Origin of the sequence: Pseudarthrobacter siccitolerans (genome assembly GCF_001046895.1) — a bacterium.
In the GTDB taxonomy this organism is placed as follows: Bacteria; Actinomycetota; Actinomycetes; order Actinomycetales; family Micrococcaceae; genus Arthrobacter; species Arthrobacter siccitolerans.
In genome coordinates, this window is record NZ_CAQI01000029.1 from 56080 (window position 1) to 82163 (window position 26084).

The following is a 26084-nucleotide window of genomic DNA, read 5'->3' on the forward strand; positions in this document are numbered from 1 at the left end:
AGGAACGACAATATGGACACCACCGCAGCGCGGAAGAAGGAGTGCCGCCATGCTTGACCTGATCCCTTCACTGAGTGGCTGGGCCCCGGCCCTTGCCCATCAGCGGTTTGCGGTGGCCACCATCATGCGGGCCAGCGGCTCGGTTCCCCGGCCCGTGGGCACTTCCATGCTGGTGTCCGACGGCGGCGCGGTCCTGGGCAGCCTCTCCGGCGGCTGCGTCGAGGGCGCCGTTGTGGCGGCGGCATTGGAGTCAATGGACGACGGCGTCACCCGCCTTGAGACCTTCGGCTTCAGTGCCGAGGATGCCTTCGCCGCCGGGCTCACCTGCGGGGGAGAGCTGGACGTGCATATCGAGCCGGCCAACCTGGATGACCGCTGCGCGCTCGGCGAAGCGGTCCGGCAGCTGGCAGCTTACGGGCCGGACGAGCCGGTGGCGCTGGTCCGGAACCTGGATGTGGCTGGACGAGCCGGTGGCGGCAGCAACGCTGTCGTTATTGCGGACCCCGGCTCCGCCAGCGTGACCGGGCATCCGGCACTGGCTGCCCTGCTGGATTTGTTGCCGGGCGCGGCCGCGGACCCGGACGCAGAACGGGCCCGGGCTGTCCAGCTCGAGTCCTTCCTGCGTGCCGGCAGCACCGGCGTCCTGGATCTGGCCGGTGCCGGCCTGTGCGCCGGCGGGGCCGCCGTGCTGGTGGAGTCCCGGCTCGCGCCGGCCCGCCTGCTGGTGTTCGGCGCCAACGACTTCAGCGCCGCGCTCCTCCCTGCTGCCAAACCCCTGGGCTACCACGTGACACTGGTGGACGCCCGTCCAGCCTTTGCCGCGCAGGCACGGTTCCGGACAGCCGATGAGGTGGTGGCAGCATGGCCGCATCAATACCTTGCAGCGGAGGCTGCCGCGGGACGCGTGGATGCCCGGACCGTGATCTGCGTCCTCACCCACGACCCCAAGTTCGATATTCCCCTGCTCCACACCGCGCTGGCGCTGGACGTCGCCTTCATCGGGGCCCTCGGGTCGCGGCGCAGCCACGCGCAACGGGTGGACGCGCTGCTGGACCGGGGAGTCCGGCCCGAGCGGATCGCCCAGCTCCACTCGCCGCTGGGCCTGGACATCGGGGCAGTCACTCCCGCCGAAGTAGCTGTCTCCGTCCTGGCCGAGCTCATCGCAGCCCGCACCGCAGCAGTATCCCACCAGCCGTTGAGGGAAACCTCCGGCCCCATCCACCAACCGGCGGCGCCAACTGCAGAAAAACCAGCCAAGGTGCCAGCCCCCAACAATGTTAAACAGCAGGAGATCGCATGGACATGAACACCATCGAGTCGGTGGTTCCCACCACCGACCCCGGGCAATGGCGCGATGGCGACGCCTGGCTGGCCGGCGGCACGGTGCTGTTCTCCTACGGCAGCCTGGCGTTCGGGCCGCAGCCGCTGAAGCGCCTCCTGGACCTGGGATCCGCAGGCTGGACCCCGGTCACTGTCACGGACGCCGGCATCGAACTCGCCGCCACCTGCACGGTGGCTGAGCTGTACAAGCTTCCCGAAATGCCCGAAGCCGCAGGCCGCAGCTGGCCCGGCCTGGAGCTGGTCCGCCCCTGCTGCGATTCCTTCGTGGCCTCCTTCAAGGTGTGGAACATGTCCACCGTGGGCGGCAACCTGTGTACGTCCCTGCCTGCCGGCCCCCTGATTTCGCTCTGCGCCGGGCTGGACGGCACTGCCACCATCCTCGGCCCCGACGGCGCCGCCCGCAGCGTGCCCGTCACCGAGTTCGTTACCGGCGACGCGCAAAACTGCCTGGCACCCGGCGAGCTCCTGCGCAGCATCCAGCTCCCGGCGTCGGCCCTTGCCTCCCGGGTGGCGTTCCGGCGCCTCTCGCTGAGCAACCTCGGCAGGTCCGGGGTGCTGCTGATCGGACGGTTCGACGGCGGCACGTCCTTTGTCCTCACCGTCACCGCTGCCACCCGGCGGCCTGTGCAGCTGCGCTTCGACGCACTGCCGGACACGGACACGCTGGCCGCGGCGCTTGATGAGGCAATCCCGGCAGACCTTTACCACCACGACATCCACGGCCTGCCTGCCTGGCGCCGGGACATGACCTACCGCCTGGCGGAGGAGATCCGCGCCGAGCTCGCTGCCCCCGAAGGGGCGCCCGGGCTCCGGGCCTCCGGCGACTTCTGGCCGCCGTTGGACCGCGGACTCCACTCACCGGGACTTCACGTACAGCAGGAAGGGGCCTGAGCATGGCCATCGAGATCAACGGCGTTCCGGCCGGAACGGAACCGCGCCCCGGGCAGTGCCTGCGCACCTTCCTGCGGGAACAGGGCAACCTGGGCGTCAAGAAGGGTTGCGACGGCGGCGACTGCGGCGCCTGCACCGTGCACGTGGACGGCACCCCCGTCCACAGTTGCATCTACCCGGCCGTCCGGGCGGAAGGGCATGCCGTCACCACCATCGAGGGACTGGCGTCAAGTGCCGGGGCGGACCTGCACCCCGTGCAGCAGCAGTTTATGGAGCGGCAGGGCTTCCAGTGCGGCTTCTGCACGGCCGGCATGGTGATGACGGCAGCGACGTTCGACGACGACCAGAAGGAAAACCTGCCGCGGAACCTGAAAGGCAACCTTTGCCGCTGCACGGGATACCGGGCCATCTCCGACGCTGTCTGCGGGCACGCCGGCCACCCCGATCCCCAGGGCCCCGGCTCCGGAATCGCGGGGGAGGGGCAGCCGGATCCTGCCCCGGGACAGCTTGGTGACGACGTTCCCGCACCGGCCAGCCGGGCGGTGGTCACCGGGACCGCCCGGTACACACTGGACGTCCCGGCGGACCAGCTGCAGGGCCTGCTCCACCTCAAGCTCCTGCGCTCGCCGCATGCGCACGCCCGGGTTCTGTCCATTGACACTGGCGCTGCCTTGAAGGTCCCCGGCGTTGTTGCGGTCTTCACCCACCAAGACGCGCCGGAACAGCTGTTTTCCACCGCGCAGCACGAACTGTTCACGGACGACCCCGACGATACCCGCGTGCTGGATGACGTGGTGCGGTTCCGGGGCCAGCGGGTTGCCGCGGTGGTAGCTGAAACCGTGGCCGCAGCCGAAGCGGGTGTGCGGGCGCTGGACGTTGCCTACGAGGAACTGCCCGCGGTCTTCACACCGCAGGATGCACTGGCCCCCGGCGCACCGCTGGTGCACGGCGACAAGGAGGGGCCGGCGTCGCGCATTTCCCGGCCGGACCGCAATGTGGTGGCCGAGCTGCACTCCGAATTGGGGAGCGTGGCCGAGGGCTTCGCCCGGGCCGACTTCATCCACGAACAGACGTACCAGACCCAGCGCGTGCAGCACGTGGCACTGGAAACCCACGCGGCCATCGCGTCGGTGGACAGCGACGGGCGGCTGCAGGTCCGCACCTCCAGCCAGGTTCCGTTCCTGGTCCGCCGGACGTTGTGCCGGGTCTTCGGGCTTCCGGAGGAGCAGGTCCACGTGATGGCCGGCCGGGTAGGCGGCGGCTTCGGCGGCAAGCAGGAGGTCCTGACCGAGGACATCGTGGCGCTCGCGGCCTTGAAACTGGGGCGGCCGGTCCAGCTCGAACTGACCAGGACCGAGCAGTTCACCGCCACCACCACACGGCATCCCTTCACCATCAAACTCCGCGCCGGCACCAGCAACGACGGCCGGCTCACAGCCCTGGAACTGGAGGTCCTGACCAACACCGGCGCGTACGGCAACCACGGGCCGGGTGTGATGTTCCACGGCTGCGGCGAATCCCTGAGCGTCTACAACTGCGCCAACAAAAAGGTGGACGCCCACGCGATGTACACCAACACGGTCCCGGCCGGGGCATTCCGCGGCTACGGGCTGAGCCAGATGATCTTCGCGATCGAGTCCGCCATGGATGAACTCGCGGCAGGCATCGGGATGGATCCGTTCGAATTCCGCCGCCGGAACATGGTGCGGGAGGGCGACCTGATGCTGTCCACCCAACCGGATCCCGAGGAGGACGTCCACTACGGCAGCTACGGGCTGGACCAATGCCTGAGCCTGGTCCGCGACGCACTGGCGCGCGGCCGGGAGCGGTACCGTGCCGCCGGCCTCGATGAGCTGGGACCTGAATGGCTGACCGGCGAGGGGACCGCGCTCTCCATGATCGACACCGTGCCCCCGCGCGGCCACTTCGCCCATTCCCGGCTCCGGCTCCTGCCGGACGGAACGTACCAGGCCGACGTCGGGACCGCCGAATTCGGCAACGGCACCACCACGGTCCACGCCCAGCTGGCCGCCACGGCACTGTCCACCGAAGCCGCCAAGGTTGTGGTCCGGCAGTCCGATACCGACCTGGTGGAGCACGACACCGGCGCGTTTGGTTCCGCCGGGACGGTAGTGGCAGGAAAGGCAACACTGGCCGCCGCCGAGGAACTGGCAGTGCGCATCCGGGCTTTTGCCGCCGGCATCCACCAGACCCAGGCGTCCGCCTGCCTTCTCGACGGCGACTCCGTAGTCATTGACGGAACTCCCGTGGCACTGGCGGAACTTGCGCAGGCGGCTGCGGACGCCGGCGTCGAACTTGCGGCCGAGGGGCGCTGGGGCGGGACCCCGCGGTCCGTGGCATTCAACGTGCACGGCTTCCGGGTGGCGGTGAACCGCGGCACGGGCGAGCTGAAGATCCTGCAAAGCGTGCAGGCGGCGGATGCCGGCGTGGTGGTGAACCCGCGCCAGTGCCGCGGCCAGATTGAGGGCGGGATTGCGCAGGCGATCGGGGCGGCACTGTATGAGGAAGTGGTGATTGACGACGCCGGGCGGGTGACCACCGACATTCTGCGGCAGTACCACATTCCCACCTTCGCGGACGTGCCGCGCAGCGAGGTGTACTTCGCCGACACCAATGACAAGATGGGCCCGCTGGGTGCCAAATCCATGAGCGAGAGCCCGTTCAATCCGGTGGCCCCGGCGCTCGCCAACGCCATCCGGAACGCCACCGGCGTGCGCTTCGCATCGCTCCCCATCGCCCGGGACAAGATCTACCTGGGGCTCAAGGGGGCGGGGCTGGTGCCGAACCTGCAGCGCTCGGGCCTGTCCTGACCAACGCGGGGTCACAAAAGGCCGCCTGAGGCGCGTCCAGAGGGCCAAATCTGACCCCGCCTTGCATCGTTGCATATAGTCGAGGGATGGAACAGCGGATTTTAGGCAAGACCGGACGGAACGTGTCCATTGTGGGGCTGGGAACCTGGCAGCTTGGTGCGGATTGGGGCAACGTCGACCCGGCCCAGGCCCAGGCGATCCTGGCTGCTTCCGTGGAAGCGGGCGTGAACTTCTTCGACACCGCAGACGTCTATGGCGACGGCAAGAGCGAGCAGGCCATCGGAAAGTTCCTGGCGGACAACCCGGGGCTGGACATCACGGTGGCCACCAAGATGGGCCGCCGGGTGGACCAGAAGCCGGAGCACTACACGCTGGCCAACTTCCGCCAGTGGGTGGACCGGTCCCGCAAGAACCTGGGCACGGACACGCTGGACCTGGTCCAGCTGCACTGCCCGCCTACTCCCGTGTACAGCAACGCCGAGGTCTACGACGCCCTGGATACCCTGGTGTCCGAGGGAGCCATCCGCAACTACGGCGTGAGCGTGGAGCGCACCGACGAGGCCCTGGAAGCGATCCGGCACGAGGGCACCGCCTCCGTGCAGATCATCCTGAACGCCTTCCGGCTCAAGCCCCTGGACGAAGTCCTTCCGGCGGCCAAGGCCGCGAACGTGGGGATCATCGCGCGGGTGCCGCTTGCCTCCGGGCTGCTCTCGGGCAAGTACACGAAGGAGACCTCCTTCGCCGAGAACGACCACCGGAACTACAACCGCAACGGCGACTCCTTCGACGTCGGCGAGACGTTCTCGGGTGTGGACTACGAACTGGGCCTGAAGGCCGTGGCCGAGTTCCAACAGATTGTCCCCGCCGGCGCGAGCACTGCCCAGGCTGCCATCGCCTGGATTGCCGCGCAGGACGGCGTCACCACAGTGATCCCCGGCGCGCGCAACGTTGAGCAGGCGGCAGCGAATGCCGCCGCCGCGTCCGCGAGTGTCAGTGAGGATTTCGACGGCGGCGTGCGCTGGATCTACGACCACTACTTCCGCGACGCCATCCACCCGCGCTGGTAACGTTCGCCGCCTGCCCCCTGGCTCGCTTCGCTCGCCACGGGGACCCCGGGCGGCTCTCTTACGGCTGGGAGCTTTGGTGACTGACTCCGTCAGCGACTTTGTGGAGCGGCTCGCCGCCGTGCCCACAGCCCCGGGGCGCAACAACTTCTTTGACCGCAGCGTTCCGGGCAATGCCGGGCGCCGGCGGAACCTGGAGCTGTACCTCGAGGAGATGCTGGAGCGGCCGCCCGCGGTGCTGCTCCTGGGCGAGGCTCCGGGTTTCCGGGGTATGAGGATCACCGGAGTTCCGTTCACCAACCGGACCATGTTCCAGGGGCCGGCCAACAGCTTCGGCCTGTTCGGGCCGGGCAAGGGATACTCGTTGCCTGCGAATGCAGGGGACGTTGCGGCCGAGCCCACGGCGACGGTGATGTGGGACGTGCTGGCCGAACTGCAGTTCCTTCCCCTGCTCTGGAGCGCATGCCCCTGGCATACCCACGTCCCCGGGAAGCCGCAGTCCAACCGGACTCCCACTGCGGTAGACGCAAGGCTGGGAACGCCGTTCTGGCAGTCACTCGCTGAGCTGTTCCGCGTCGAGTCCGTGGTGGCCGTGGGCAACGTGGCACACCGCAGCCTGCTCTTCAGCGGTGTGGATGCACCGAAGGTCCGGCACCCGTCGCATGGCGGAAAAGCCGGTTTCAAGCGGGGCCTGGAGGAGTTGCTCAGCTCGGGAGCGATTCACCGCTAGCCCAGGAGGTGGAGCTGCTCCGGGGTGTCAACGTCCAGTCCGCTGGAGAGGTCGCTGCAGTCCACCTCGTCCACGAGCTCCGGGTGGGCGCGCAGGAAGCCGCGTGCCCCGGCGTCGCCCGTTACTGTGCCGGCCACGGCTACGCGGAGCGCGGCATCGATGATCAGCGGATGCCCCCGGCGGGCGGTGCCGTCGCCGCCGTCGTATGACGCTGCGGTGATCCGGCCCGGACGGTGTGCTGCCAGGAGCCTGCCCACTGTTCCAGGCGTCAGCCCGGGCTGGTCCACAAGCGCCACCATGAGATGGTCTCCCGGACCGGCAGTGCCGTTGCCCAACAGGAGCGAGCTGCCCATCCCGGACTGCCAGTCGTGGTTCACCACTGTCCGGTAGCGGTCCAGTTCGGCGATGGTGGCCACGTCCGGGGCACCGGCGCCCAGCACTACCACCACCTCCCGGCAGCCGCCGTCGAGCAGCGCCCCGGCGACCGATTCCACGAGCGGCCGGCCGCGGTAGGGGAGCAGGGCTTTGGGGCCCCGGCCGAGCCGGGTTCCGGCGCCGGCCGCAAGCACAACCCCCGTGGCCCTGATCTCCTCCGTGTTGCCCATAGCTGCACCCTAATGGAGTTTTTGTCCAGATATGCAGGGTTCCGGGCGTTGGAAGTCCGCATATCTGGACAAAAACTCCGAGGGGTGTTCCTTCTAGGCGTCGCCCCCGGCGCCCCCGGTGGTGCCGGCGTTGACGTCCAGGAGTTTGTACCGGTCCATGGCGTACGACGGCGCGCCCTCCTCAACCCCGCCCCTCGCCGCGAGCATCTGCAGCGCTTTGACCACGATGGAGTGGGTGTCGTTCTTGAAGAAGCGGCGGGCGGCGGCGCGGGTGTCGGAGAAGCCGAACCCGTCGGCGCCGAGGGTCGCGAATTCGTTGGGCACGAACTGGCGGATCTGGTCCGGGACGGCCTTCATGTAGTCGGACACTGCGACGACCGGGCCGGTGGCGCCTTCGAGCTGCTTGGTGACGAAGGGGACGCGGGCGGGCTGGCCGGGGTTGAGGAAGGCTTCCTCTTCGGCGGCGAGGCCGTCGCGGCGCAGTTCGTTCCAGGAGGTTACGGACCACACGTCCGCGGAAACGCCCCAGTCGTCGGCCAGGAGCTGCTGTGCCTCCAAAGCCCATGGCACCGACACACCTGAGGCCAGGATCTGGGTCCGGGGACCGTCGATCTTTGCCGGGGCGAGCAGGTAGATGCCCTTGATGACGCCTTCGACGTCCAGCTCTTCGGGTTCGGCGGGCTGGGTGATGGGCTCGTTGTACACGGTGAGGTAGTACATCACGTTCTTGTCATCCGATTCGGGCCCGTACATGCGTTCGAGGCCGTCGCGGATGATGTGGCCCATTTCGTAGCCGTAGGCGGGGTCGTACGTGACCACGGCGGGGTTGGTGGAGGCCAGGAGCGGGGAGTGGCCGTCGGCGTGCTGGAGGCCTTCGCCGGTGAGGGTGGTCCGTCCTGCGGTGGCGCCGATGATGAAGCCGCGGGCCATTTGGTCTGCTGCTGCCCAGAAGGCGTCGCCGGTGCGCTGGAAGCCGAACATCGAGTAGAACACGTACACCGGGACCAGCGGCACGCCGTGGGTGGCGTAGGCGGTGCCGGCGGCGGTGAAGGCTGCCACGGCACCGGCTTCGTTGATGCCGGGGTGGATCAGTTGGCCTTGGGCGGATTCCTTGTAGGCCAGGACCAGGTCCCGGTCCACGGACAGGTAGTTCTGGCCGCCCGGGTTGTAGATCTTGGCCGTCGGGAAGAAGGCGTCCATGCCGAAGGTCCGGGATTCGTCCGGAACAATGGGCACAATCCGGTGCCCAAACTTCTTGTCCCTGATCAGGTCCTTCAGGAGCCGGACGAAGGCCATGGTGGTGGCGGCATGCTGCTTGCCCGTGCCGCGTTTGGCGACCTCGAAAGTCTTCGCCTCGGGCAACTCAACGGGCTGGTGGTCCGGCCGCCGTTCCGGCACGGCACCGCCCAGCGCACGCCGCCGCTCGTGGAGATAGGCAATCTCCGGGGCATCATGGCCGGGGTGGTAGTAGGGCGGGCTGTAAGGATCTTCTTCGAGACGGGCATCGGATATCGGAATGCGGAGGTAGTCCCGGAATTCCTTGAGGTCGTCGAGGGTGAGTTTTTTCATCTGGTGGGTGGCGTTGCGGCCCTCGAAGTGGGGTCCGAGTCCGTAGCCCTTGACGGTTTTGGCGAGGATGACGGTGGGTTTGCCCTTGAATTCGGTGGCGGCCTTGTAGGCGGCGTAGACCTTGCGGTAGTCGTGGCCGCCGCGTTTGAGGTTCCAGATCTGGTCATCGGTGAGGTCCGCGACGAGGTCTTTGGTGCGGGGGTCCTTGCCGAAGAAGTGTTCGCGGACGAACCCGCCGGATTCGGCCTTGTAGGTCTGGTAGTCCCCGTCGGGGGTTTCGTTCATGATCTTTACCAGTGACCCGTCGGTGTCGCGGGCCAGCAGGTCATCCCATTCCCGGCCCCAGACGACCTTGATGACGTTCCAGCCCGCGCCGCGGAAGAACGCTTCGAGTTCCTGCATGATCTTGCCGTTGCCGCGTACCGGCCCGTCCAGGCGCTGGAGGTTGCAGTTGATCACGAAGTTCAGGTTGTCCAGGTTCTCGTTCGCAGCGAGCTGGAGCAGGCCGCGGGATTCGGGCTCGTCCATTTCGCCGTCGCCCAGGAACGCCCAGACCTGCTGGTCCGAGGTGTCTTTCAGGCCCCGGTTGTGCAGGTACCGGTTGGACTGGGCCTGATAGATCGCGTTCATCGGCCCGATGCCCATGGACACGGTGGGGAATTCCCAGAACTGCGGCATCAGCCGCGGGTGCGGGTAGGAGGACAGGGCGTGGCCGGCGCGGGATTTTTCCTGCCGGAACCCGTCCAGGTCCTCCTCGGAAAGCCGGCCTTCCATAAACGCCCTCGCGTACATGCCGGGGGAGGCGTGGCCCTGGAAGAAGACCTGGTCCCCGCCGCCGGGGTGGTCCTTGCCGCGGAAGAAGTGGTTGAAGCCCACCTCGTACAGGGTCGCGGCACCGGCGTAGGTGGAGATGTGCCCGCCCACCCCGATGTTGGGCCGCTGGGACCGGTGGACCATCACCGCGGCGTTCCACCGCATGTACGCCCGGTACCGGCGCTCGTATTCCTCGTTGCCCGGGAACTGCGCTTCCTGGTCCGCCGGGATCGTGTTCACGTAATCGGTGGTGGTCACCATCGGCACGCCCACGCTCTGCGCACCAGCGCGCTGCAGCAGGCTCCGCATGATGTATTGGGCACGCTCGGTGCCCTGTTCCCTGATCAACGAATCCAGGGACTCAACCCACTCGGCGGTCTCTTCCGGATCACGATCAGGCAGCTGGTTAGTCAACCCGCTGAGGATATGGGAGTTATCTTCTCCTGCAGCCACGGCAGCCTCTTTTCATCGTTGAATACTGGCGCAATGTTTTCGTATTGTGAGAAAACATTATTGCTATACGAGATTAGCTCCGGGCGATGCTGCGGTCAAACGGTTGGCTGCTGCACTGCCGCGGGCTGGCGGGGGCGAGGGTGAACGCCCCGATTGTGACCGCCGTAACCAGGGCCCCTCCTTGACCTAAGGTGATCCAGGTCATATTCTTTTCACTATTCAATATCTTCATTTCGCATTGTGGAATAACAGAACCGGCTTTCCGGCCCGAGCTCACCACCGCGGAACACCTTAGAACTGGAGATCAACCTATGCAGACCCCACCACCGGCGGGCGTTGACGCAGCTCCTGACCTGACAACGGCGCCAGGTCCGTCCGGCCACCCAGCAGCGGGCATCGACGCCCTTTGCGAATCAGCAAGCGCGGCATCAGGCCAGGCGATCAGTCCCACCCTCTACAACTCAGACCTTGCCCCCACCAAACGCGCCGGCCGCAGCTGGTCCGGCTACAGCATCTTCACCCTGTGGGCCAACGACGTCCACAGCCTCGGAAACTACGCCTTCGCTATCGGGCTCTTCGCCCTGGGCCTCGGCGGCTGGCAGATCCTGCTGGCACTGGGCATCGGCGCGGCGCTCCTCTTCGGCCTCCTGACCCTTTCCGGTTTTATGGGAGTCAAAACCGGCGTCCCCTTCCCCGTGATGAGCCGGATCAGCTTCGGAATCCGGGGAGCCCAAATCGCCAGCCTCCTGCGCGGCGCCGTCGCCGTGGCCTGGTTCGGCATCCAGACCTATCTCGCCTCCGTAGTGTTCCGCGTGATGCTCGTGGCGATGTTCCCCTCCCTCGGCGGGCTGGACAAGGACTCCATCCTCGGCCTGTCCACCCTCGGCTGGATCGCTTTCGTCATCCTCTGGATCGTCCAGCTGGTCATTGTCAGCTTCGGTATGGAGATGATCCGCAAGTACGAGGCGTTCGCCGGTCCCGTCATCCTGGCAACTATGGCGGCCATCGCCGTCTGGATCTTCATCGAAGCCGGCGGTGCCATTGCCTGGTCCTCGGACAATGCCCTGGAAGGGCCGCAGATGTGGCTCACCATCTTCGCCGGCGGTGCCCTCTGGGTCTCGATCTACGGCACCTTTGTCCTGAACTTCTGCGACTTCACCCGCTCCGCCGTTTCCAAAAAGGCCGTTGTGCGGGGAAACTTCTGGGGCATCCCCATCAACATGCTCGTCTTCGGCGCCATCGTGGTGGTCCTGGCAGGCGGCCAGTTCAAGATCAACGGCACCATCATCGAGAGCCCGTCGGACATCGTCCAGACCATCCCGAACACGCTGTTCCTGGTACTGGCCTGCCTGGCCCTGCTGATCCTGACCATCGCGGTCAACCTCATGGCCAACTTCGTGGCGCCCGTCTATGCCCTGACCAACCTCTTTCCCAAGCACCTGAACTTCCGCAAGGCAGCAGCCGTAAGCGCCGTCATCGGGCTGGTGATCCTGCCCTGGAACCTTTACAACAACCCTCTGGTCATCGTGTACTTCCTGGGCGGCCTCGGGGCCCTGCTTGGCCCGCTGTTCGGCGTGGTGATGGCTGACTACTGGCTGATCCGCCGCGGCAAGGTCAACGTCCCCCAGCTGTACACCGCCTCCCCGGACGGCGCCTACCACTACAAAAACGGCGTCAATCCCCGGGCGATCATCGCCCTGGTGCCCGCCGCCGTCGTCGCGCTCCTCATAGCGTTCGTCCCGGCACTGGCGGCGGCAGCACCGTTCGCCTGGTTCTTCGCGGCCGGCATCGCAGCTGTGGTCTATTTCTTCATCGCGGAACGGTCACAGCAACTGGAAGACTGCGACGGCGAGACCATCGCCGTCGCCAGCACCCACTGAGTCAGGAGACCTTATGCGCATCCTCGTAGCCAACGTCAACACCACCGGGTCCATGACGGACTCCATCGCCGCCCAGGCGCGCAGCATCGCGTCGCCGGGTACGGAAATCGTCGGGATCACGCCGCGCTTCGGCGCCGACTCGTGCGAGGGAAACTTCGAAAGCTACCTTGCCGCCATCGCAGTGATGGATGCGGTGACCCGCTATCCGGAGCCGTTCGACGCCGTCGTCCAGGCCGGGTACGGCGAGCACGGCCGGGAGGGCCTCCAGGAACTGCTCGACGTCCCGGTAGTGGACATCACCGAGGCGGCAGCCAGCACCGCGATGTTCCTGGGCCACAAGTACTCAGTGGTGACCACCCTGGACCGGACCGTCCCGCTCATCGAGGACCGGCTCAAACTTGCCGGCCTTGATGCCCGCTGCGCCTCCGTCCGGGCCAGCGGGATGGCTGTCCTGGAACTCGAGGAGGAGCCGGACCGCGCCGTGGAAGCCATCATCAGCCAGGCAATGCTGGCCGTCAGCCAGGACAAGGCCGAGGTGATTGTGCTCGGCTGCGGCGGCATGGCCGGCCTGGACGAGCAGATCCGGCAGCGGGCCGGCGTGCCGGTGGTGGACGGAGTCGCGTCCGCGGTTACTATCGCCGAATCGTTGGTCCGCATGCGCCTGTCCACATCCAAAGTCCGGACCTACGCTGCGCCGCGGCCCAAAACCGTCATAGGCTGGCCGCTGAACAGCACTGGCGTGCCGGCATCCCTCTGAAGCACGCTCTCGTACGCAGCCGTCGGCGCCACAGATACACCAGGAGAAGAGTTTGAACCATCCCCAGGCCCCGGGACGCATCGCAGTGGTCACCGGAGCGGGTTCCGGCATCGGCCGGGCGGTGGCCCGCCTTCTCCTGGCCAACGGCTACGCTGTTGCCCTCGCTGGGCGGCGCGAACAGCAGCTGGTGGAGACGGCGGACGGCCATCCGCACGCCCTTCCGGTCACCTGCGACGTGACCCGGCCCGACGACGTCGAGCGCCTTTTCGAGGCCGCCCGCCAGAAGTGGGGCCGTGTGGACCTGCTGTTCAACAACGCCGGGGTGTTCGGCCCGACGGCCAGCGTGGATGAGATTTCGCTGGCCGACTGGGACGCCACGCTGGCGGTGAACCTCACCGGCTCCATGCTGTGCGCAGCGGCCGCCGTCCGGGCCATGAAGGCGCAGGATCCGCAGGGCGGCCGGATCATCAACAACGGCTCCATCTCCGCGCACTCGCCCCGGCCCAGGACGGTGGCTTATGCCGTTACCAAGCACGCCATGACCGGGCTGACCAAAAGCATCGAGCTGGACGGCCGGGCGTTCGGCATTACCTGCGGGCAGATCGATATCGGCAACACGGCCACCGAGATCATGGACACCATCGGCGTGGGGGAGGGCGCGCTGCAGGCGGACGGCAGCCGCCGGGTGGAACCCACGTTTCCCGTGGAGGATGCTGCCCGGGCGGTCCTGATGATGGCCAACATGCCGGCCTCGGCGAGTGTGGGGTCCGTGGTGGTCACCGCCGCGGGCATGCCGTTCATCGGTCGCGGCTGACGGACCGGAGCGGCTAACGCATTGGAGTTTTTGTCCACATATGCAGGGTTGCGGGCAGCCGAAGTCTGCATATCTGGACAAAAACTCCGCAGGCAGGGCGCAAACCTGTGGATAACCCGGTGGAGCCAAAATTGGCGTGGCTCAATAAAACATGAGCAGATTCTCGCCCCTGCCGGAAGAGTTCGAGGACCGTCCGTTCGGCCAGGATGAGGAGATGTACGCCCGCCTGAGCCGGAGCCGGCTCGCGGCCAGGGATCTGCACCGCCCCAGCAGGGGTATCCGGGTGCCGACATCGAGCCCGCCGGATTTGACCGCTCTTGTCCGCTCGCACACCCGGCTGTGCGCTGACACCTTCGGCAGCCTCATCACCGCCGCCGAGATCCTGCGGATCCCGCTGCCTCCGTGGGCTGAGTTTCAGCCGGACGACGGCGGCCCGGTGACTGCCGCCGTCGGCCCGCCTCCGTGGGGCAAAAAATCCGGTGCGCACTTCCGCGAGCCCGGCCGGTTCCTTCATCTTTCCAGGCGCGGCGGCGGAACGCTTCCGCGGCGGAAGGGGGTCGCCGGGCACCGGCTCAAGGTTCGTGAGGGCGACTTGGTCGACATCGACGGGCTGCGGCTGACATCGGTGGCCCGGACTTGGGTGGACCTTGGTTCCGTCCTGCCTATGGACGACCTCATTGTTGCCGGCGACGCCATCATCAGTGAACATGCGAGGACCTTCGGTGAGCCGAAGCGTGCGATGATCCCGCTGCCCGAGCTGCGCACTTTTGTGGCCGGCGCCAGCGGGATCCATGGCGTACGCAAGGCCAGGGAAGCCCTTGAACACCTGCGCGTCGGTGTGGACTCACCGCCGGAAACCAAGCTGCGGTTAATGCTGGACGACGCCGGCCTCCCGGAATTCATGCCGAACTGCCGGGTGGACGATGTCCTGGGGCGGCCGGTATGGACGGACCTTGGCTGCCCGCGATTCCGGACGTGCATTGAGTACGACGGCGCCCATCACCTGACGCCGGAACAGCAGGCATTGGATGCCTATCGGGACCAGCGGGTTGCCGAAGCAGGTTGGCGGCAGGTGAAGATCAACCGGATCGACATGCAACGCGGCCCGGAGTGGGTTGTGTCGCGGGTGAACGAGGCGCTGCGCAAACAGGGCTGGCGGCGGTGAGTTTTTGTCCAGATATGCAGGGTTCCGGGCCGCGGAAGTCTGCATATCTGGACAAAAACTCTAAAGCGGGAGGAGTGCTGAGAGATCAGCGCGCAGGCCTGAGGCGGCCACCTTGCCGGCCGCGACTGCCTCCGCCCAACTCAGCTGGCCGGTAGCCATCGCAAGCCAGGTGGCGGCGTCGCACTCGATCACATTGGGCGGCGTTCCGCGCGTATGGCGCGGCCCTTCGACACACTGGGTGACGCCGAACGGCGGCACCCGCACCTCCACCGAATTCCCCGGCGCCCGCGCCGTCACCTCCTCAAGCGTGTACCGCACGGCGGTGGCCAATACGGCCCGCGGAACGGGAGGAACGTCCGACGACGGTCCGGCGGCTTTCCGCCATGCCTGCACCGCGGCGGCGCCTTCTTGAACGTCAATACGACGGCGGGCTACAGCCATGCTTCGAGTCTTCCTTCAGCCAGTGGGTCGAGTGAGTCAGTCCAGGAGCGCCGACACCGCGGGGCCCAGCCGGATCTTACCCACCGGGCGGCCGCCGCCCAGCACCGGCTCGACTACCTTCTCCAGCACACTGGCCACGCCGGGAACTTCCACGGCGCCGGCAGCGGCCAGCAAGGTCAGGGCCACCAGCGAGGTGGCCCGTACGTTCCCGTCGAGGATCTTGACGGCCACGGAAACGCCCTGCTGTGTGGCCATGGCCAGCACGCCTTCCGCCCCTATTTTGGCGATGATTTCCAGCTCGTCCATCACAATGGTGTTGGCCTCGCCGCGGCCCTGGACAGCCCACGGGTAGTCCAGCATCGATGTTGCGATGGTGGCCGCCCGGGCGTTGAAGCTTTGGTCGCCGGGCGCCTTGGCCAGCTGAGAGAAGCCCCGGGCCAGGCCCTTGAGCGAAACGGCTGCCACCGGGGCGCCGCAGCCGTCGATCCCAAGGTGCGCGATCTTCTCCCCGGTGTATTCTTCGATGACGCCCCGGACCTGCTGCTGCAGCGGGTGGTTGGGCTCCAGATAGCTGTGCGTGTCCCAGCCGTTTTCCGTGCAGGCCCACAGGAAGGCGGCGTGCTTGCCGGAGCAGTTGAAAGCCAGCTTCGATTTGCCTTTTTCCGAACGCACCAGCCAGTTCCGGGCCGTTTCGTCCTGCGGCCAGGCCTCCGGGCACTGCAGCTGGTCCTCGCGCACACCGGCAGCCTTGAGCATGCCGGACACCACGTCCATATGGTCCAGGGAGCCCACATGGCTTGCGCAGGCCAGCGCCACCTGGGCACCACGGAGCGGCACGCCGGACTGCATCGAGGCCAGCGCCTGGAACGGTTTCAGGGCGGACCTGGCGTAGATCGGGGTGTTGATGTCGCCAAGTTCGGTGACGACGGACCCGTCGGCGGAGAGCAGGACGGCGGAGCCGATGTGCCGGGATTCCACAAAGCCGCTGCGTTCGATCACGGCCAGTTCGACGGCGGAGTCCACGGTAAAGGTGGCATGCGGGTTATGCGGCATCCTGCCAGTCTAGGGGCCCGCATCCCGGATGCCCGGCTACTCCACGGTGACCATCACCGACTGCCAGCCTGAAGCGCCGTCCGGAACGGGATCGGCCCGCTGCTCGGTCTGCACTTCGCCAGTGCCGTCTGTGGCCCGGACTTTCAGGTAGTGCGGGCCGGGCGTGGCATCCCACTCATAGGACCACTGGCGCCAGGTCACCAGGGACGCCTCGGCGGAGAGGTCCACCTCCACCCAGTCCGCGTCGTCGATCTGGAGCTCCACCTTGGTGATGCCCCGGGTCTGGGCCCAGGCGGTGCCGCCCACGGCCACCTTCCCGGCAGGCACCTTGGCGAAGGACCGGGGAACATCCACCCGCGCCATGGTCTTGATTGGCCCGCGCTCGGACCAGCCGCGCTCGGTCCAATACGCTTTGTTGTCCGCGAACCTTGTCACTTCAAGGTCCACCACCCACTTGGTGGCGGAGACGAAACCGTACAGGCCCGGAACCACCATCCGCACGGGGTAGCCGTGCTCGAGGGGCAGCGGCTCGCCGTTCATGCCGATCGCCAGCATGGCGTTGCGGCCGTCCTGCAGGACTTCCAAAGGCGTGGAGGCGCTGAAACCGTCAATCGAGGTGGAGAGCACCATGTCTGCCCCGTCCTTGGGCCGCGCCCGCTTCAGCACCTCACGGATGGGCAGGCCAAGCCATTTGGCATTGCCGGCGAGGTTGCCGCCCACGGGATTGGAGACACAGGTGAGGGTTACGTGCGATTCGATCAGGTCGGCGTCGAGCAGGTCCCGGAAGGTGAGCCGCACTTCTTCCTCCACCAGCCCGTGCACCCGCAACTCCCAGTCTTCGGCGTTGATTTCCGGCACGCTCAGGGCAGTGTCGATGCGGTAGAACTCACCATTGGGCGTCAGCCAGGACGGGACGCCCGGCACCGGGGACTGCACGCCGCCCGGAAGGGCGGCGGCAGCCTTGGCGGGGGCGGGCAGCTGCAGCGCCTCTCGGGCTTGGGAAATATTGCTGCGGGCCGCACTCAGGAAGCGGCCGCCCGTCGCGGCGATGCCGGCAGCCGCCGCGGTGATCCCGGCAGCGGCGAAGAAGCGACGGCGGCTGGCACCGCCGGGCACGGCACGCTCCGCGGAGTCCGCCGGCGCTTCGGGCCACGACTTCAGGCCCCGCAACCGGACCACCAGGAGCCGGAGCACCACCAGGCCGGCGAGCGTTCCCACAACGGACGGGATGGCATCGGCCGGGCCTACGCCGGCACGGGTGACCACGCTGGCCACGATAACCGCGCCCATCAACAGGACCCCCAGCGCGCCCAGCGCCCACCGCCTGTACGCCACCAGACCCAGCACACAGGCCAGGACGGCGATGGTGAGGCCCATGCCCACAAAAAGCGCTGCCTTGTCATTGGTGCCGAACGTGGCGATGGCGAAGTCCTTCATCCACGACGGCGTGAAGTCTATGAAGGTGGAGCCCAGGGCAAACACGGGGGTGGCACGGGCCGTAAAAAACGCTCCCGCCAGCTCGGCCACGGCAAGCACGACGGCGGCCGCCACCACGCCTGCCAGTGCGGCCATGGCAGTGGGACCTTTGAGCCAGTTCAGGAGCTTTTTCATAACACTGGTTCGGAGCGGACCGCTCCCGGGATTGTTTTGGCGGCCGCTGACACAGCTTAGGAGCGGGCTGGGTCCACAAAGTACCCTTGGAGACTGTGAAGGTACTAGTCATCGGCCCCGGAGGCCGCGAACACGCCATTGTCCGCTCCCTGCTCGCCGACCCCAACGTATCCGAGGTCCATGCAGCCCCCGGCAATGCCGGCATCAGCAAGCTGGTCCCCACCCACAAGATTAACGGCAACGATCCCGACGCCGTAGCGGCCCTGGCCACCAAGCTCGCCGTGGACCTGGTGGTGGTGGGTCCGGAGGCGCCGCTCGCAGCAGGTGTTTCCGATGCCGTCCGCAAAGCCGGAATCCCCGTGTTCGGCCCCAGCAAGGCCGCCGCCCAGCTTGAGGCGTCCAAGGCCTTCGCCAAGGAGATCATGGCGGAAGCAGGCGTGCCCACGGCCATGGCCATGGTGGCCACCAACGCCGACGAAGCCGCATCAGCCCTGGACACCTTCGGCGCACCCTACGTGGTGAAGGACGACGGGCTTGCCGCCGGCAAGGGCGTCGTGGTCACCAGGAACCGCGACGAAGCCCTGGCCCACGCACAGTCATGCTTCGATGCCGGCGGCTCCGTGGTGATCGAGGAGTTCCTCGACGGACCCGAGGTTTCCCTCTTTGTCCTCTGCGACGGACAAAACACCGTCCCGCTGTCACCGGCCCAGGACTTCAAGCGCATTTTCGACAACGACGAAGGCCCCAACACCGGCGGCATGGGCGCCTACACGCCGCTGGAGTGGGCTCCCGAAGGCCTGGTCCAGGAAGTCATCGACCGCGTGGCCCAGCCCACCGTCAACGAGATGGCCCGCCGCGGCACCCCGTTCGTTGGCGTACTGTTCGTGGGGCTGGCCCTCACATCCCGCGGTACCCGCGTCATCGAATTCAACGTCCGCTTCGGCGACCCGGAAACCCAGGCCGTGCTGGCACGGCTCAAGACCCCCCTCGGTGCCCTGCTCCTGGCAGCCGCCAAGGGCGAACTGGACAAGGCGGAAGAGCTGCGCTGGTCCAAGGAAACTGCAGTCGCCGTCGTCGTCGCCTCGGAAAACTACCCCGACACACCCCGCACCGGTGACCGCATCCGCGGCCTGAAAAAGGTGGAGGAGCTCGAAGGCGTCCACGTGATCCACGCCGGGACCTCCTTTGACGAGGACGGCAAGGTGATCTCCGCCGGCGGTCGCGTCCTTGCCGTTGTTGCGTTGGGCAGCGACCTGGTGGAGGCGCGCGAAAAAGCGTACGACGGCGTGGAGCTGGTTCAGCTTGAAGGCTCGCAGTTCCGCACGGACATTGGTCGCAAGGCCGCCCGCGGTGAGATTAAGGTATCGTCCGGTGCCACCGGATCACTGCCCGTAACGAAGGCGAAGGCATAGCATGAGCGAGACTCCCGCAACCCGCGGCTTCAACGCCGCCACCCTGGACCTGCCGGGCTGGAAGCATGTCTACTCCGGCAAGGTGCGCGACCTGTACGAGCCCGCCGACGACTCGATCGTGGAACGGGTGGGCCAGGAGTGCGTGCTGGTGGTGGCCAGCGACCGCATCAGCGCCTTCGACCACGTCCTGGCCAGCGAGATTCCGGACAAGGGACGCATCCTCACCCAGCTGAGCCTGTGGTGGTTCGACCAGCTTGCCGTGGAGCACCACGTGCTGGCGTCCACCGTGGAGGAGGGGGTGCCGGCTGCCGTGGAAGGCCGGGCCATGATCTGCAAGAAGCTGGACATGTTCCCGGTGGAGTGCATTGCCCGCGGCTACCTCACCGGCTCGGGACTGCAGGAGTACCGCGCGTCCGGAACCGTGTGCAGCATCCCGCTGCCGGAGGGCCTGGTGGACGGGTCGCGGCTGGAGCACGCCATCTTTACGCCGTCGGCCAAGGCCGCGGTGGGCGAGCATGACGAGAACATCACCTACGACGCCGTGGTGGGCATGGTGGGTGACGACATCGCCGGCCGGCTGAGCGAGCTCACCTTGCAGATCTACACCACGGCGGAGGCGATCGCGCGGGAGCGCGGGATTATCCTGGCCGATACCAAGGTGGAGTTCGGTTACGACGCCGTCTCCGGTTCCATCACCCTGGGCGATGAGGTGCTGACGCCGGATTCCTCCCGGTTCTGGGATGCTTCCACGTACCAGCCGGGACAGGCGCAGCCCTCGTACGACAAGCAGTACGTCCGGGACTGGCTCACGTCCGCAGAATCCGGCTGGGACAGGTCCTCGAATACACCTCCGCCGGCACTGCCCGCCGACGTTGTGGACCGGACCCGCAGCCGCTACGTCGAGGCGTACGAGAAACTCACCGGGAAAAGCTTCGCCTGACTGATGCCCCGCTTGTCCGGAGCCCCAGCGGCTCCGGGCGGGTGGTGTGCGGCTTAGCTGGCCGTGGTGGCCGCTGCCGCCCGTTGCTGGGCAAGCCGGATTTCCAGGACGGCGTCCAGGGCCTGCTGGACGCGGTCCGCTGCTCCTGCCGCGCTGAAGGCCTTCTGGGCTTCCTCAAGGTGGACCAGCGCTTCGTCGGCTTCGCCCGCGGCCTTCAAGGACTTGCCCAGGAGAAGCGACACTTCCCCGGCCGTGTGTTTGGCCAGGGCTTTGCGTTCGGCGTGGATTTCGCGCAGCTTTTCGACGGCGGCGACAATGTCCCCGGTCAGGTACAGCCAGCGGGCCCGGATGAAGGCGACCTCCAGCTCATCGCTCTTGGTTCCGCCGACAATGGAGAAGGCCAGTTCCGCCCGTTCAATCGAGGACAGGGTTTCGGGCTCGACAATTCCAGACGAGAGCCGCACCGCGGCGGATGCCTTGTTGAACCGCGCCCAGAGCTCGATGTCGTTGGCGGGGGAGAGGAGCTTCGCGGCACGTTCGTGGTGCTTGACGCCTTCGGTGTAGTCGTGCCGCATAAAGGCCACGTTGCCCACCACCCATGCCACCTCGCCGGCGAGCTGGGACATGGCATTTTCATCAACCTGGGCCAGCAGGTCCTGGCAGGAATTCCACGCTTCATCCAGCCGGCCGCTCTCCGCGAGAGCGCCGATCAGGACCCGCAGTGCGCCTACGATGATGGTGGAACTCTTTGGCAGCTGGCGCGAAAGCTCCATGGCCTCCTGCGCATAATTGACAGCCATTGACAGCTGCCCCTGGCGTTGGCACACCGTGGCCAGCATCTGCCGGGCGCGCACACCCAGGCCCACCGACTCCGTAGCCATCGGGTGCTCCAGCAGGCGCTGGATTATCTCCCGGCACTCCTTCAGGTCGCCGTGCTTCATCAGGCATTCGGCCTGCATATACGACATGTTCCACCAGGCGCTGGTGTTCTTGCCGTCAAGGGCGATCTGGGCCGCATTGGCCGCGTGGCTTGCGGCGAGCGGATAGTCCCGCAAGTCCCAGGCCTGGCGTGCGTACAGGCCGGCCAGGACGTACTCGGCATCGCTGACAGTAATAGGTTGGCTCCAGGCCTCGAGTGCCTTGGGTGCAAGCTCAAGCCGTTTGGCCAGCTCGTCAATCACCTCCGCCGTTGGTTCCCGACGGCCGGTTTCAAGCAGGGAGATGTAACTGGGGGAGTAAAGATCCTTGCCCAGTTCAGCCTGTGTCAGTCCGCGCTCAAGCCGCTCCGCCCGGAGCTTCTCCCCGAATCCGTTGCCCACGGGATTTCCTCCTTTTCCGGACACCTTTTGCAGCAGAGGCTTGACAGCCTCTGTGGAAAACATTTTACAATGTATGTCAACAAGGGCAGTGCTGACTTTGTAACGAATCCGACTCGTATTGAGGAACATATATATGTTGAAGAAGATTGCAGCCGCCGCCGCTTTGGCTGGGGCACTGGCCTTCACTGCCGCGGCTCCGGCCGTTCTGTCTGCGGGTTCCATCGCCGACACGGAGAATGTTGCCGTAGCACGCACGGGCAACTGGCCCGATCCCATGTCAAAGCCGGTCAAGGATAAGAACACCGACACTACGTACACCACGTACACCGGCAACTGGCCTGACCCGATGTAATAGCTTCCTCAACACAGGAGGCGAGGGAGGCCCCGGAGCAACTGCTCCGGGGCCTTTCCCTTTACCGGAAAGTTACCATTTTGCGGGTTGCCCGGGAGCGCAAAAGAGGGCCTCCCGTAGGAGACCCTCTTCCACTATGGTCGGGATGACAGGATTTGAACCTGCGACCTCTTCGTCCCGAACGAAGCGCGCTACCAAGCTGCGCTACATCCCGATCCGCTGCAAAAGCAACTTTACAAGGATAGCCGATGCGGGGTCCCGATGCGAAATCCTGGACCTGGCCGCCCGGTAGCCCGGCTCAGACCAGCGAGTCCTTCCACGCGCCGTGCAGGTCGGCAAAGCGTCCGCCGCCGCCGATCAGCTCCGCGGGTGAGCCGTCCTCGACGATCCGGCCGTCGTGCACCACCAGCACCCGGTCCGCGGTTTCCACCGTGGACAGCCGGTGCGCGATGATCAGCGCCGTCCTGCTGGCGGCGTCCGTGCCCGCCAGCAGCCGGGCCAGCCCGTGCTGCACCAGCCGCTCCGAGGGGATGTCCAGTGACGACGTGGCCTCGTCCAGGATCAGCACCGCCGGGCGGGCCAGGAACGCCCGGGCGAAGCTGATGAGCTGGCGCTGCCCCGATGAGACTCTGCCGCCGCGCTTGTTGACATCCGTGTCATATCCTTCCGGAAGTTCCAGGATGAAGTCATGCGCGCCCACCGCTTTCGCTGCTTCCTCGATTTCTGCCCTTGACGCCTCCGGCCGGCCCAGCGCGATGTTGTCGGCAACGGATCCGCTGAACAGGAAGGCCTCCTGGGTGACCATAACGATGTTCCGCCTCAGGTCCGTGGTACTCAGGTTGCGCAGGTCCACGTCGTCCAGTGTCAACGAGCCGGAGGAAACGTCATAGAAGCGGGCAATCAGCTTGGCGAGCGTGGATTTCCCGGCGCCTGTCTGGCCCACCAGGGCCACTGTCTGGCCGGCGGGGATGTGCAGGTTGAGCCGGGGCACGATGAGCGGGCCGTCGCCGTAGCGGAACTCAACGTCCTTGAAATCGATCGCACCCCTGGCGTTCCGCAGTGCCACCGGATTTTTGGGCGGCCGGACAGTGGGCACTTCCTCGAGGAGGCCGGATACCTTCTCGAGGGCTGCCTGGGCACTCTGGAAGGAGTTGTAGAACATCGCCATCTGGTCCACCGGCTGGAAGAACCGCTTGGTGGACAGCATGAGCGCCAGCAGCACACCGACGGCAAGGTCGCCGGTGAGCACACGGAACCCGCCGAAAAGCAGCACCACGGCCACGCACACGTTCCCGATCAGCACCAGCCCGGGCTGGAAAATGCCGTTGAGGTTGATGGACCGGGCGGTCACCAGCCGGTAGTCCTCGGCGAGGGTGCCGTAGCGGTCAGCGTTTTCCTGCTCCTTGCGGAAGGCCTTCACGGCCCGGATGCCGGTCATCGTCTCCACAAAGTGCACGATCAGCCGGGCGGACACCACCCGGGATTCGCGGAACACGATCTGGGAGTGCTTCTGGTACCAGCGGGCCAGGAAAAACATGGGGACACCCGCGGCCAGCACCAGCAGGCCGCTGCGCCAGTCCAGGGCGAACACGGTGACGGCAGTGAAGATCATAAAGAGCATGCCGGACGCCAGGGAGCTGACGCCGGAATCCAGGAGTTCGCGTAAGGCTTCCAGGTCCGAGGTCTGTCGGGCAATGATCCGGCCGGAGGTGTACTTCTCGTGGAACTCCAGGCTCAGCCGCTGGGTGTGGCGGAACACCCGCAGGCGCAAATCCAGGAGCATGGCCTGGCTCAGCTTCGCGGTGGAGGTCACGTACAGAGCGGTGAGTCCCGCCGTCGCCACCGCCGCGAGCAGGTAGGCGACGCCGGTGAACACCAGGGGGAGGTTGTCCCCGGCCTGCAGGGCCGGCAGCGCGTTGTCGATGCCGAAGGCGATCAACGCCGGACCGGCCACGCGGGCCGCCTGCGAAAGGACCACCGTGGCAATCGTCAGCCAGAACCGCAGCCGAACCGGCCGGATCAGGCTGCGCAACAGAGCCAGCGACCGCCGTCGTACCGTCCTGCTGTCGCTCTTGCTGAGGTGGGCGTTGTCCTCGTTGGCCGTGCCGAAGGTTGTGCTGCTCATCGGGTCACTTCCTCTGCCTGGTCCTCGAGGGCGGACAGTTCGGAGTCCAGGTCCCGCGGTTCCTGGTCCAGGCTGGCGATGACGTACCGGTAGTGGTGGTTGCTTGCCAGCAGTTCGGTGTGCGTGCCGACGGCGGTGATCCGGCCGTCCTCCAGCAGCGCCACCCGGTCAGCCAGCGCCACGGTGGACGGGCGGTGGGCCACGATCAGCGTGGTGGTGTCCTTCAGCACGGCCCGGAGCCGGGTTTCCACCAGTTCCTCCGTGTGCACGTCCAGGGCGGACAGCGGGTCGTCCAGGACCAGCACGCGGGGGTGTGCGGCGATGGCGCGGGCCAGGGCAATCCGCTGCCGCTGCCCGCCGGACAGGCTGAGTCCTTCCTCGCCGATCAGGGTGTCCACACCCTCCGGCAGCGAGTACGCAAAGTGCGCCTGGGCAACATCCAGGGCCTCGTCGAGGACGGCGTCGGTGCGTACTGGAGCGCCAAGCAGGACGTTGTCCCGGACCGAATTGGAGAACAGCGTGGTGTCTTCGAAGGCCACTGCGACGATCCGGCGGAGCTCCTCCACGTCGAAGTCCCGCAGGTCCACGCCGTCAATCGTGATGGCGCCGCCGGTCACATCGTAAAGGCGGGGAACGAGCTGGATCAGGGCGCTCTTGCCGCTGCCGGTGGTACCCACCAGCGCCATCGTTTCCCCGGGCCGGACGTCCAGGTTGATGTCCTTCAGGATGGGTTTGTCCGGCGCGTCCTCGAAAGCGAAGGTGGCGCTGTTGAAACGTAGCTCGCCGGCCAGTTCGCCGGGCCGGCGCGGCTCCGGGGGACTGGTGATGCTGTTGGGCGTATCCATCACTTCGAAGTGTCGGTCGACGGCGGTCTTGGCAGTGAGCGCCATGGCCAGCAGCATTCCGGAGAACTCCACCGGCGAGGCCATAACGGCCGCGGTGGCAAAGAACGCCACCAGCGAGCCGATGCTGAGCTGGCCGCTGGCGCACAGCATCACGCCCACCACCAGGCCCGCGCCGAGGGCGAGTTCGGGAAGCAGTGTGACCACCATGGTGAATGTTGCCTGGTGGCGCGCTTTTTCGATTTCCGTCTGGCGCAGTTCCTCGGCTTGTTCATTGAAGTTTTCGAGCGCCTCCCGGCTCCGCCCGAATGCTTTGAGCACCCGGATGCCGTGGACGGATTCCTCCACGGTGGTGGCGAGGTCGCCGGCCTGGTCCTGGCTGCGGCGGGCCACCCTGCTGAAGCGGGTCCGGAATCGGAAGCTGTAGGCCATGATGGGCACGGCGGCGGCCAGGAAGATGAGGGCCAGCTGCCAGCTCATCACAAACATCACGGTGATGCCGATGATCACCGTGAGGGTGGTGACTACCAGCATGATGGCGCCGAATGCCATCCAGCGGCGCAGGAAGTTCAGGTCCGTCATGGCACGGGACAGCAGCTGGCCGGATCCCCAGCGGTCGTGGAAGGAGACGGTTAAGTCCTGGAGGTGGCCGTAGAGCGAAATCCGCATCTTGGTTTCCACTGACGTGGCGGGGTTGATGACGAACTGCCGGCGCAGGGCCACCAGGCCGGCCTCGGCCACGCCCAACACCAGGATGACCCCCGCGGATACCCAGACCGCTTCCGTCGCACCGCCGGCCTCCAATGATTCATTGACCAGCACCCGAAGGACCTGCGGGATGGTAAGGGCAACAACGCTGGCCATCAAGGCGCAGAGTAGTCCCAGCAGAAGCCGGGGGATGATTGGCCGGACATGGGGGTAGAGGCGACTGATGGATCGAAAAAATGGAGTTTGCTTGGCCATGCCCGCTTCTCAAGCTCTAAAACGAATGTAGTTTCCCGTAGCAACTACCCTATGCCATGGCGTGAGACGATTCACAGGCTTCCGGGCTGCCTTTGAAGCTTGCCCAGTTATTG

General features: G+C 66.6%; 20 protein-coding genes and 1 tRNA gene. 12 read left to right on the plus strand and 9 right to left on the minus strand.

Features of this window, described 5'->3' with window-relative positions:
* Positions 1-49 precede the first annotated feature (49 nt).
* From ARTSIC4J27_RS03265 to ARTSIC4J27_RS03285, 5 genes are all read left to right on the plus strand, one after another.
* Complete coding sequence (locus ARTSIC4J27_RS03265) at positions 50-1306, plus strand: XdhC family protein (protein WP_050053788.1); 1257 nt, start codon at positions 50-52, stop codon at positions 1304-1306.
* Complete coding sequence (locus ARTSIC4J27_RS03270; protein WP_050053789.1) at positions 1297-2232, plus strand: FAD binding domain-containing protein; 936 nt, start codon at positions 1297-1299, stop codon at positions 2230-2232. Before ARTSIC4J27_RS03265 ends, ARTSIC4J27_RS03270 begins: the two co-directional genes overlap by 10 nt.
* A gap of 2 nt (positions 2233-2234) precedes the next feature.
* Positions 2235-5063 (plus strand): molybdopterin-dependent oxidoreductase, encoded by a 2829-nt coding sequence (locus ARTSIC4J27_RS03275; RefSeq protein ID WP_050053790.1) that lies wholly within the window; start codon positions 2235-2237, stop codon positions 5061-5063.
* A gap of 86 nt (positions 5064-5149) precedes the next feature.
* Entirely contained in the window at positions 5150-6130 is a 981-nt protein-coding gene (locus ARTSIC4J27_RS03280; RefSeq protein WP_050053791.1) for an aldo/keto reductase, read from the plus strand.
* Between the two features lie 76 nt (positions 6131-6206).
* Entirely contained in the window at positions 6207-6857 is a 651-nt protein-coding gene (locus ARTSIC4J27_RS03285; protein ID WP_083435294.1) for a uracil-DNA glycosylase, read from the plus strand.
* On the opposite strand, the gene nboR is transcribed toward ARTSIC4J27_RS03285, so the two are convergent.
* Together nboR and aceE are read right to left on the minus strand one after the other, a co-directional pair.
* A complete protein-coding gene (gene nboR / locus ARTSIC4J27_RS03290; protein WP_050053793.1) occupies positions 6854-7462 on the minus strand; it encodes a nicotine blue oxidoreductase in 609 nt (202 codons plus the stop codon). The two genes, ARTSIC4J27_RS03285 and nboR, sit on opposite strands and share 4 nt — an antisense overlap.
* A 93-nt stretch (positions 7463-7555) precedes the next feature.
* Complete coding sequence (gene aceE, locus ARTSIC4J27_RS03295) at positions 7556-10297, minus strand: pyruvate dehydrogenase (acetyl-transferring), homodimeric type (protein WP_050053794.1); 2742 nt, start codon at positions 10295-10297, stop codon at positions 7556-7558.
* Positions 10298-10608: 311 nt separating this feature from the next.
* Here aceE and ARTSIC4J27_RS03300 point away from each other — a divergent pair, with 311 nt between their 5' ends.
* The 4 genes from ARTSIC4J27_RS03300 (at position 10609) to ARTSIC4J27_RS23110 (ending at position 14913) form a co-directional block, all read left to right on the plus strand.
* A complete protein-coding gene (locus ARTSIC4J27_RS03300; protein WP_050053795.1) occupies positions 10609-12177 on the plus strand; it encodes an NCS1 family nucleobase:cation symporter-1 in 1569 nt (522 codons plus the stop codon).
* Positions 12178-12190: 13 nt separating this feature from the next.
* A complete protein-coding gene (locus tag ARTSIC4J27_RS03305) occupies positions 12191-12934 on the plus strand; it encodes an aspartate/glutamate racemase family protein (protein WP_050053796.1) in 744 nt (247 codons plus the stop codon).
* A 52-nt stretch (positions 12935-12986) separates the two neighbouring features.
* The gene (locus ARTSIC4J27_RS03310; protein WP_050053797.1) at positions 12987-13748 is read left to right on the plus strand and encodes an SDR family oxidoreductase; all 762 of its coding nucleotides are present in this window, start codon (positions 12987-12989) and stop codon (positions 13746-13748) included.
* A gap of 151 nt (positions 13749-13899) precedes the next feature.
* Positions 13900-14913, plus strand: coding sequence for an endonuclease domain-containing protein (locus ARTSIC4J27_RS23110; RefSeq protein WP_235436510.1), 1014 nt, complete (start codon positions 13900-13902; stop codon positions 14911-14913).
* Positions 14914-14973: 60 nt separating this feature from the next.
* On the opposite strand, the gene ARTSIC4J27_RS03320 is transcribed toward ARTSIC4J27_RS23110, so the two are convergent.
* Genes ARTSIC4J27_RS03320 through ARTSIC4J27_RS03330 form a run of 3 tightly spaced genes read right to left on the minus strand, consistent with a single transcriptional unit; the run spans position 14974 to position 18018 of the window.
* Positions 14974-15354, minus strand: a complete 381-nt coding sequence (locus ARTSIC4J27_RS03320) for a sterol carrier family protein (RefSeq protein ID WP_050053798.1) — start codon at positions 15352-15354, stop codon at positions 14974-14976.
* A gap of 36 nt (positions 15355-15390) precedes the next feature.
* Positions 15391-16407 (minus strand): asparaginase, encoded by a 1017-nt coding sequence (locus ARTSIC4J27_RS03325; RefSeq protein ID WP_050053799.1) that lies wholly within the window; start codon positions 16405-16407, stop codon positions 15391-15393.
* A gap of 36 nt (positions 16408-16443) precedes the next feature.
* Positions 16444-18018 carry a molybdopterin-dependent oxidoreductase gene (locus ARTSIC4J27_RS03330; protein ID WP_050053800.1) on the minus strand — a complete coding sequence of 525 codons (1575 nt, stop codon included), beginning with the start codon at positions 18016-18018 and terminating at the stop codon, positions 16444-16446.
* 95 nt (positions 18019-18113) lie between these two features.
* Here ARTSIC4J27_RS03330 and purD point away from each other — a divergent pair, with 95 nt between their 5' ends.
* Positions 18114-19430: a phosphoribosylamine--glycine ligase gene (gene purD / locus ARTSIC4J27_RS03335; RefSeq protein ID WP_050053927.1), complete on the plus strand. Its 1317-nt coding sequence runs from the start codon at positions 18114-18116 to the stop codon at positions 19428-19430.
* Position 19431: 1 nt separating this feature from the next.
* On the plus strand, positions 19432-20370 hold the full coding sequence (locus tag ARTSIC4J27_RS03340) for a phosphoribosylaminoimidazolesuccinocarboxamide synthase (RefSeq protein WP_050053801.1): 939 nt from the start codon (positions 19432-19434) through the stop codon (positions 20368-20370).
* Positions 20371-20423: 53 nt separating this feature from the next.
* Here the strand turns inward: ARTSIC4J27_RS03340 and ARTSIC4J27_RS03345 are convergent, their stop codons facing one another.
* Positions 20424-21689 carry a helix-turn-helix domain-containing protein gene (locus ARTSIC4J27_RS03345; RefSeq protein ID WP_050053802.1) on the minus strand — a complete coding sequence of 422 codons (1266 nt, stop codon included), beginning with the start codon at positions 21687-21689 and terminating at the stop codon, positions 20424-20426.
* Positions 21690-21822: 133 nt separating this feature from the next.
* Between ARTSIC4J27_RS03345 and ARTSIC4J27_RS03350 the strand changes: the two genes are divergently transcribed.
* Positions 21823-22041, plus strand: coding sequence for a hypothetical protein (locus tag ARTSIC4J27_RS03350; protein WP_050053803.1), 219 nt, complete (start codon positions 21823-21825; stop codon positions 22039-22041).
* Between the two features lie 137 nt (positions 22042-22178).
* On the opposite strand, the gene ARTSIC4J27_RS03355 is transcribed toward ARTSIC4J27_RS03350, so the two are convergent.
* The 3 genes from ARTSIC4J27_RS03355 to ARTSIC4J27_RS03365 all read right to left on the minus strand — a co-directional run bounded on the left by ARTSIC4J27_RS03355 (position 22179) and on the right by ARTSIC4J27_RS03365 (position 25971).
* Positions 22179-22255 (minus strand) — tRNA-Pro (locus ARTSIC4J27_RS03355).
* Between the two features lie 84 nt (positions 22256-22339).
* Complete coding sequence (locus ARTSIC4J27_RS03360; RefSeq protein ID WP_050053804.1) at positions 22340-24166, minus strand: ABC transporter ATP-binding protein; 1827 nt, start codon at positions 24164-24166, stop codon at positions 22340-22342.
* Positions 24163-25971 (minus strand): ABC transporter ATP-binding protein, encoded by a 1809-nt coding sequence (locus ARTSIC4J27_RS03365; RefSeq protein ID WP_050053805.1) that lies wholly within the window; start codon positions 25969-25971, stop codon positions 24163-24165. Before ARTSIC4J27_RS03365 ends, ARTSIC4J27_RS03360 begins: the two co-directional genes overlap by 4 nt.
* Positions 25972-26084: the final 113 nt, after the last annotated feature.